This window comes from Escherichia sp. KCJ4928 (assembly GCF_004352695.1).
Lineage (GTDB): Bacteria > Pseudomonadota > Gammaproteobacteria > Enterobacterales > Enterobacteriaceae > ECMA0423.
In genome coordinates, this window is sequence record NZ_SJWV01000469.1 from 1 (window position 1) to 882 (window position 882).

General features: G+C 45.2%; 2 protein-coding genes. Both read right to left on the reverse strand.

What is annotated here, in order from left to right; all coding sequences use genetic code 11:
- On the reverse strand, positions 1-284 hold a 284-nt coding region (locus E0D98_RS24885; RefSeq protein WP_038818915.1), incomplete at its 3' end, for a porin.
- Between the two features lie 198 nt (positions 285-482).
- The gene (locus E0D98_RS24890) at positions 483-824 is read right to left on the reverse strand and encodes a phage tail protein (protein WP_000343408.1); all 342 of its coding nucleotides are present in this window, start codon (positions 822-824) and stop codon (positions 483-485) included.
- Between the last annotated feature and the right edge of the window lie 58 nt (positions 825-882).

The following is an 882-nucleotide window of genomic DNA, read 5'->3' on the forward strand; positions in this document are numbered from 1 at the left end:
CCCGCGGAACCTTCAGATTCCGTTTTGTTACCAGAGAACTGGTATTCCCACTGACCAAATCCGGTCAGTTGATCATTAATCTGCGTTTCGCCTTTAAAGCCGAGACGAGCATAAGTCTGATCTCCGTCATTACCTTTATCATCCGAGAAGTAATGCAGAGCGGTTGCACGCCCGTAAAGATCCAGTTTATTACCATCTTTATTATAAACTTCTGCTGCCTGCGCCCCCGCAGCAAACATCACTGCAACTGCTACAGCAGAAAGTGCCACTGTCATTTTTTTCATGATTTAATCCTTATTTAAACTGAACTATTCATGCATTCAGATGTCATGAACAAAAATTAAAATATTTTAATACAAATTCTTAGTTCAATTTATATTACGTAACAAAATGTAAATGCAAGATCGATTTCGCACTTTCTGACAAGACAGATTAAAAATAATTAACAACTAAACACTAAAGAATGATTTATAGGATAATTCTCATCTAACTACCTGCTCTATCGTGCAACTGAAATCACTGTACCGGGCGTTATCCGTAATACTCCACTCCCGGCACACCACCCTGACCGTCCGGTTATGTTTCGGGGGCTTCCACAAAAAAGCCCGGTAACCACCATGCCATGACAGAAACGCGGACAGTGCCTCCCGCTCAGCATCCGTTGTCACCCGAAAAACCACCTGAAAGGTCTTCAGTTGCGCATTCAGTCCTGCCGGACGACGCTGCTGATAACCGTCGCCAAACTTCACCGTCATCACCGACGGTTTCTCCGTCACCTGCATCCCTTCCCGGGGACACCAGTGAAGGGTCTTAATCTCATCCACTCAGCATTCCTCCGTCACGACGCATGGATAACATCACCGCCTGTACCCGCTGGTCAAT